The organism is Negativicoccus succinicivorans (assembly GCF_018372215.1).
Lineage (GTDB): Bacteria > Bacillota > Negativicutes > Veillonellales > Negativicoccaceae > Negativicoccus.
In genome coordinates, this window is sequence record NZ_JAHAJN010000001.1 from 278,615 (window position 1) to 287,112 (window position 8,498).

The window sequence follows — 8,498 nt, forward strand, 5'->3', positions numbered from 1 at the left end:
TCCTCCATCCCTACATAAGTTTCGGTACTTTGAAATAACGTCCGTCACGTTCCGGAGCGTTCTGCAAAGCCTTTTCATGATCCAGAGACGGTTGCGGAACATCCTCCCGCCACACATTGGTTAATTCCACCGCATGTACAGTCGGCGGAACATTTGACGTGTCCAATTCATTGAGTTCTTCCATATAGGTTAAAATCGTATTCAACGACTGTCCCAGTGTCGCCGCCCGTTTCGGATCCCATTCCAAACGCGCAAGGTGCGCCACCTTAACCATTTCTGCCGCTGTTAATTCCATGGCATTCCCTCCTCATAATGGCTTTATTATAGCATAGCTGTTATTGGTATCGCGGGTAAAATCACGGTTCGATTTTCGCCACGGCGTTTTCAAAATCGTCTTCCGTCCAAATGGTAATGCCGAGTTTCTCCGCTTTTGCCAGTTTGCTGCCGGCATCTTCCCCCGCCACGACCAGGGTTGTTTTACTGCTGACGGAGCTTGCCACCTCACCGCCCTGCGCAACGATCAGATCCGCTGCTTGCGTTCGATTAAAGCGGGTCAGCTTTCCTGTTAAAACTACTTTTTCACCGCTAAAAATGCCGTCCGCTGCCGGTTCACTTACTTCTTCATCGGTAACTACGCCGAGATCTTGTAATTTATGAATAAATGCAATGGATTGCGGCATTTGTAAATACGTATATAAACTCTCGGCAATCGTTTCCCCGATGCCGTCCACCGTCGCCAATTCCTGCGGTGTCGCCGTTTGTAATTTTTCATACGTCGGATATGCGGCTGCAAGCAAGCGAGCCGCTTTCGTGCCGACATAGCGAATACCGAGTGCAAACAGTAAGCGCGCCAGTCCGCGTTCCTTGGTTTCGGCAATCGCGTTCACCAGGTTTTCCGCGCGCTTTTTTCCGAACCGTGGCAACTCTACGAGATCTTCCACGCGCAACGTATATAAATCCGCCGCGTCATGCAATAAGTCGTGCTCCAACAACAAGTCAATCACTTTGGGGCCGACGCCGTCCATATTCATCGCTTGGCGAGACGCAAAATGAATTAATTTTTCCCGCAGAATCCCCGGACAGCTCGGATTTTGGCAACGGTACGCCACCTCTCCGGGAATACGTGTCACGTCACTGCCGCATACCGGACATTGGTGCGGCATCAAAAACGCCGATTCACTGCCGTCACGGTCCTCGGTAATGACACGAATAACCTCGGGAATGATCTCTCCCGCTTTGTGAATCAAAACAGTGTCCCCGACGCGAATATCCTTTTCCGCAATGTAGTCCGCGTTGTGTAAAGTCGCACGACGGACCACCGTACCCGCGAGCGACACCGGTTCCAAATCCGCAGACGGTGTCAGCACGCCGGTGCGTCCGAGCGTCACGATGATATCCGTCACTTTGGTTTTCGCTTCTTCCGGCGGATACTTGTATGCAATCGCCCACCGCGGCGCTTTGGCCGTGTACCCGAGAGCACGTTGCTGCGCGAAATCATTGACCTTAATAACCAAACCGTCGGTATCGTACGCCAAATCTCGCCGCGCCGTCTCCCAACGCTCGATTTCCGCGCCGATCTCTCCCACAGAATGCCAGAGGTGATAGTTCGGATTGACGGAAAAACGATACTTTTGCAGTGTTTCCAATAACTCACGTTGTGACGTAATGCCGGTTTCTTCCGCATTGCCGATGGCGTATGCAAAGAAATCCAGTTTGCGCGCCGCGGTCACGCGCGGATCCAGCTGACGCAGCGAACCCGCAGCCGCGTTGCGACAGTTGGCAAACGGCGCTTCCCCATTTTCATCACGAGCTTCATTGAGCTCAACAAACGCCTGGCGCGGCATATATACTTCCCCGCGAATGTCCAATCGCGCCGGCGCATTTTTTATAAACAACGGCAACGAACGAATCGTCTTTACATTGGCGGTAACATCTTCACCGACTTCACCGTCACCGCGCGTTACGCACTGCGTCAAATGGCCGTTTTCATAAATCAGATTAATCGCCAGACCGTCAATTTTAAGCTCGGTGACGTATTCTACTTGTGCAGTGCTACCTAAGCGTTCCTGAATGCGTTTAGCGAACGCATCGACCTCACCAACGCTAAACGCGTTAGCCAAACTGTACAAGGGAAACTGATGCGTTACTTTACTAAACGCCCCTGACGGTGCCGCACCGACGCGTTGTGTCGGTGAGTCCGGCGTAATCAATTCCGGATGCGCCGTTTCCAATTCGACCAATTCCCGATACAATTTGTCAAATTCAAAATCGCTGATTTCCGGCTGATCAAGCACATAGTATAAATAGCTGTGGTGTTGTAACGTTTCGCGCAATTCCCGTGCGCGTTCAGCGGCAGTTTTCTCAACCATGGCTTACTCCTTTGTTAAAGGCGCGAATTTTACCATTACCAGGCGCACCTGCCGGCCCGGAAATTCTAACTTTAATTGCATGCGTTCGCCTTCACCGCGCACTTCCACCACCGTACCGAGCCCCCACTTCGTGTGGCGCGCCCGATCGCCGACCCGCCAGTCATAGCGGGCGTTAACCTTGCCTTTCGGCGCGGTGACACCGACAGAAGCATTGCTGACTACACGTTGGCCGGTTCGTTTCGCCCGGTCGGCCTGCCCCCAACGGATACGGTTTTTATTTTCTTTCTTTTCCACCAGATCTTCAGGGATTTCACCGACAAAACGACTCACCAAGTACGGATTGGTGCTGCCGAACACGGTACGAGAGCTGGCGTGCGTCAAATATAAAATTTTTTCCGCACGCGTGATCCCGACGTAGCATAAGCGCCGCTCTTCTTCCAGTTCATCCGGCGCGAAAAGCGTCCGCGCATGCGGGAAAAGTCCTTCATCCATACCGATCAAAAAGACGATGGGAAATTCCAAACCTTTGGCGCTGTGCAACGTCATCAAGGTAACCTTTTCGCGACTTTCTTCAAATGTATCGACGTCATTTACCAGCGCGACCTGTTCCAAAAAGCCTTGCAACGTGGGCTCTTCCGTTTCATCTTCGTAGGTTTTGGCAACGGACACCAATTCGCCGATGTTCTCGACGCGGCTTTGCGCTCGCGGATCCGTATCATTCAACAGACTGGTAATCAATTCGGTATGCGCCAACACCGCTTCCAATAAGTCGGTAACGTTTTCGGTCGTCGCCGTATTCATCAATTCCAACATCAAAACACTGAAAGCGTTCAGCTTTTTGCGTGTACCGGCATTTAATGACTCAATTCCGTCCGCGGCCATAATCATTTCAAACAATGACACGCCCTGTAACCGCGCGGCGTCCTTAACGCGGCTTACCGTAGTGGTGCCGATACCGCGCTTGGGAACATTGATAATGCGTTCCACGCTGACATCGTCGCGCGGATTTTGCAACACTTTTAAATACGCCAACACATCTTTGATTTCCTGGCGATCGTAAAAGCGTGTCCCGCCGACAATGGTATAGGCGATACCGCGTCGTACCAATGCTTCTTCCATAGCGCGCGACTGCGCATTGGTGCGGTACAACACCGCCATATCGCCGTATTTCGCGGGAGTTTCACTCACCAGACGCTGCATTTCACCGGCGCAAAACTGCGCTTCGTCCGTTTCGGAAACCGCTTCGTAGTAGTAAATCGGCTCGCCATTCGCCTGATCCGTCCAAAGATTTTTGCTGGGGCGGTGCTCATTATTTTCAATGACATGATTAGCCGCATTCAAAATCGTCTGCGTCGAGCGATAATTCTGCTCAAGCTTCAACACTTTCGCCCGCGGATAATCTCTCTGAAAATCAATAATATTCTGCACATCGGCGCCGCGCCATGAGTAAATACTCTGGTCCACATCGCCGACCACGCAAAGATTTTGCTCGGGACCGACCAGCATTTGAGTCAGAACGTATTGCGCGTGGTTGGTATCCTGATACTCATCGATCAAAATATAACGAAAGCGGTTCTGATACGCCTTGCGCACATCCGCATGACGTTGCAAAATAACCGCCGGCAGCAGCAACAGATCATCGAAATCCAACGCATTGTTGGCTTGCAATATCGCTTCATAGCGAGCGTAAACTTCAGCGGCTTTTTCCGCAAAGAAATCGTCCGCCGCCTCTTGCGCCGCACGCGCGTTTTGCAAATTATTTTTCGCATTGGAAATGCGCGCTTGTAGCGCATTGGACGCAAACTGCTTATCGTCGAGGTTCATCTCTTTTAAAATGCCTTTGACGACCTGTTGGCTGTCTTGCGCATCATAGATCGTGAATTGGCGAGTATACGGCGGTATGACATCGATTTCGCGCCGTAAAAAGCGCGCGCCAAACGAGTGGAAAGTGCTGATCCACATATGATCCGCTGACGCTCCCACTAATTTTTTCACACGCTCTTTCATTTCCTTCGCCGCTTTATTGGTAAAGGTAATCGCCAAAATTTCCTGCGGCGAAATCCCCTGCTCCAGCATGTACGCAATGCGACTGGTTAAGGCTTTGGTTTTGCCCGAACCGGCGCCCGCCAAGATCAGAACCGGGCCTTGAATCGTTTGCACGCCTTCGCGCTGCTTGTCGTTCAATGAAGTAAAGTAATCTGTCATCCGTTCTCCCAAGAAAAAAAGGTTGCCGGAGCAACCTTTTTATAATGCCCCCAGCAGTGGCGGAGCGACCTGTTTTTTACGCGACATCACGCCCGGCAAATGCAATGTTTGCGCGTTGCCTTTGACCTGAAACGCCGCTTCGATCGCGGTTTCCACCTGACTGGTGTACAGCAGATCCGTCGATTCCTCTAAAATATCCGTGACCATCAAAAAGGATGCCTCATAATTATGGGCGGCGCGATCTTCTTCCAGCAAGCGTAAAAACTCATCGCGTTGCGCCAAAATCGGTTGCGTATCCATGACGGAAAGCTGGGCAATACTGAATGTTCCTTTTTTGCCGTCAAATTCTTTTTTATCGGTCAGGACCAATTCCGCTGCCGTTTTGTCGGAAAGATCGGCACCGGCTTTGAGCATGTCCATACCGTATTTTTCATAATCGACGTCGGCGATTTGCGCCAATTCTTGCACGGCTTTGCGGTCCCGTTCCGTGCACGTCGGCGAACGGAACAACAGGGTATCGGAAATAATCGCCGACAGCATCAGACCCGCCATTTGCCGCGGAATTTCAATACCGCACTGCTGATAGAGCGAATATAAAATCGTTCCCGTGCAACCGACCGGTTCAATGCGTATCAAAATCGGCTGATCCGTCGTGAAATCGCCGAGGCGATGGTGGTCAATCAATCCCTGTACATCCGCGTCAGTCATCCCGTCTACGGCTTGTTTGCTTTCATTGTGATCGACTAAATACATCGGCTGACCGGCTTCTACCCGCGTCAACAGCTCCGGCGCTTCGCTGCCGAAGTAGTCCAATGCAAATACCGTTTCTTTATTGATTTCGCCGGCGCGAATCGCTTTAGCTTCTTTCCCCTGCGCCCGTAACCAGTGCGCGCAAACCAATGCGGAACAGATCGTATCCGTATCCGGACTCTTATGCCCCGACACTAAAATCATTTCTGCCATTTTGTCACCTCATCATTTGAATTAAAATATTCTGCTATTTATTATACCATGAAGCACGTTGGCATTCAGAAAAAGAGCCCGTCAAATGACCGGCTCTTTTTTCTTATTCCTTGCTTTTTTTGCTGTCGTTACCGATGCTTTCAATCGCAACGAAGAGCATCGGGATCATAAAGATTCCCAACGCCGTCGCCGTCAACATGCCGAAGACGACTGTCGTGCCCATTTCACTGCGCGAAACGCTGCCCGCGCCGGTGGAAAGCGCCAACGGTAAACAACCCAAAATAAATGCCAATGAAGTCATCAGGATCGGGCGCAAACGAATTTTGGAGGCCTCGATGGCTGCTTTGACGTGATCCATACCGTGATCCACACGGATTTTGGCATATTCCACGATCAAAATCGCGTTTTTCGCGGCCAACCCGATAATCGTCAGCAGACCGATTTGGAAGTAAATGTCATTGTTGATGTTAAAGAGCCAACCGAAGAAAGCCACACCCAAGAATCCGGCCGGTACCGAAAGAAGTACGGAAAACGGAATTTTCCAGCTTTCGTACAAAGCGGCCAGCGAAAGGAATACGAACAACAGTGCCAATGACATGACGTACAGCATTTGGTTGCCCGCTTTAATTTCCTGCGCCGACTGGTCCGCAAATTCAAACCCGTAGCCGGAAGGCAAGACTTCCGCCGCCACTTCCTGTAACGCTTGGAGCGCTTGACCGGAACTGTAGCCGTTCGCCGCATTACCGCCCACTTTGATCGCCGGGAAATTATTATAGCGAGTCAAAATAGCGACCGACCCGCGTTGTTCCGGCGTAATAAACGAACTCAACGGCAGCATCTCGCCTTGCTGATTACGTACCGTCAGTTCACGATTGGCATTCGGCGACATTCGGAATTCCTGATCCGCCTGCGCGATGACTTTGTAACTCTTACCAAACGCGGAGAAATCATTAATCTGCGTGCCGCCGTAGAACATGGAAAGCGCCGTATTGATATCAGCAACGTTAACGCCGGAGCGCGCCGCTTTATCCCGATCTACATTAAAGTGGTACGCCGGCGTGTCCATACGGAACGTCGTATATGCCGATGCGATTTCGGGTCGCTGATTGACTTTGGCCAAAAATTGCTGCGCGACTTCAAACATTTTCTCCGTACTGTCGCCGCTGCGATTTTGCAAGTACATCGTAAACCCGCCGGTCGCCCCCAAGCCCGGAACCGGTGGCGGATTCATGGCGATCACATTCGCTTCCGGCGTTTGAAAGCCGAATCCGAACGCTTTACCGACGAGCGCCTGAACGCTCTGCTCACGAGTAGTACGTTCATCCCAATGTTTCAATTTGACAAATGCTATACTGCTGTTTTGCTTCAAACCGCCGGACAATATATCAAACCCGGTAACGCCCATAACGTGTTCCACGCCCGGCTGTTGCATCATATAGTCCATATACTTTCGCACGACGGCATCGGCACGTTGTGAGGTAGCCCCCTCGGGAAGTGATATCGAAGTTATGAAATAGCCGTTATCTTCATTCGGCACGAATGCGCGCGGCATTTGCGTGAAGAAGAACAGACCAACGATCGTCACTGCCGCCAGACTTAAAATAGCCACGCCGAGCTTGTGTACAAAACCGTCCAACGCGTTACCGTACAATTCTACGAGTCGCTCAAACTTCTCGTTAAAGGCATGGAAAAAGCGATCATGGAAGGTTTCTTTATTTAAGTTGTCATTTTCTGTCAGCAACATCGCGCACAGCGCCGGCGTCAAAGTCAATGCGACAAAGGCGGATATTCCGACGGAAACGGCAATCGTCAACGCGAACTGCTTGTACAGCACGCCCATAATGCCGCCCATAAAAGCAACCGGCACGAATACTGCGATCAAAACAACCGCGACGCCGATAACCGGCCCTTGGACTTTTTCCATTGCAAGAATGGTTGCTTCCCGCGGCGATTTATGATTGTACCGCATTTCATACTCGACCGCTTCCACGACGACGATCGCGTCGTCGACAACCAGGCCGATCGCAAGCACCATCGCGAAAAGCGTCAACGTATTAATCGTAAAACCTAACACGGTAAAGGCGGCAAATGTGCCCAGCAACGATACCGGCACGGCAATCATCGGAATCAACGTCGAATGCCAGTTCTGCAAGAACAAATAGACGATGATTAATACTAAAATCAACGCTTCCACAAAGGTATGCAATACCGCTTCCAAAGAGGCCGAAACGAAATCGGTATTATCGATGACGATATTATAGGTCATGTCATCGGGGAACGTTTCCTGCGCTTTAGTCAGTTCCGCCTTAATCGCATTGATCGTTTCCAGCGCGTTCGCGTCACTCGTCAATGAAAAGGCAATGCCGGCGGTAGGTTTCCCGTCCGCGCGAGCAATAAAGTTATAATCCGCGGCATCGAGTTCGACGCGCGCTACATCTTTCAAATGCACCACGCTGCCGTCCGGGTTTGACCGGAGTACAATCTCTTCAAATTGCTGCGGATTCGTCAACCGCCCGTCCACCGTAATCTGGTATTGAAACTGCTGGGTTTCGGGCGAAGGATTTAAACCGATGGAACCGGCCGACGCTTCCTGGTTTTGCATCCGTACAGCCGCGGCGATATCGCTCGCGTTAATTTTATATTGCGCCATGCGCGCCGGATTTAGCCATACGCGCATCGCATAATCGGAGCCGAACTCCTGAACATTGCCGACCCCCGGGATCGATTTCAACGTATCCATGTAGTTCAAACTGAAATAATTCTTCAGGAACGTCGGATCATAGGTGCCGTTCGGACTGGTCAAATTGATGACCAAAGCCATATCGCTCGTTGATTTTCTGACGTTTAAGCCCAATTGCCGCACGATATCCGGCAACATAGCTTCCGCCTGCGCCACGCGGTTTTGCACCTGGACAGAAGCGAAGTCGGCGTCCGTACCCGTTTCAAATTGAACGGATAATG

Annotated in this window: 5 protein-coding genes; all 5 read right to left on the bottom strand. The window is 51.2% G+C overall.

All coding sequences use genetic code 11. The features are described from left to right. Positions 1-10 precede the first annotated feature (10 nt). Positions 11-295 (bottom strand): Asp-tRNA(Asn)/Glu-tRNA(Gln) amidotransferase subunit GatC, encoded by a 285-nt coding sequence (gene gatC, locus KIB08_RS01410; RefSeq protein ID WP_024049166.1) that lies wholly within the window; start codon positions 293-295, stop codon positions 11-13. Positions 296-356: 61 nt separating this feature from the next. Further along, on the bottom strand, positions 357-2,369 hold the full coding sequence (gene ligA, locus KIB08_RS01415; RefSeq protein ID WP_303988605.1) for an NAD-dependent DNA ligase LigA: 2,013 nt from the start codon (positions 2,367-2,369) through the stop codon (positions 357-359). Between the two features lie 3 nt (positions 2,370-2,372). Next, positions 2,373-4,574, bottom strand: coding sequence for a DNA helicase PcrA (gene pcrA / locus KIB08_RS01420; protein ID WP_303988608.1), 2,202 nt, complete (start codon positions 4,572-4,574; stop codon positions 2,373-2,375). 39 nt (positions 4,575-4,613) lie between these two features. After that, positions 4,614-5,537, bottom strand: coding sequence for a manganese-dependent inorganic pyrophosphatase (locus KIB08_RS01425; RefSeq protein WP_303988611.1), 924 nt, complete (start codon positions 5,535-5,537; stop codon positions 4,614-4,616). A 103-nt stretch (positions 5,538-5,640) separates the two neighbouring features. Then, positions 5,641-8,498, bottom strand: a 2,858-nt coding sequence (locus tag KIB08_RS01430) for an efflux RND transporter permease subunit (protein ID WP_303988614.1), incomplete at its 5' end; no start/stop codon positions are given.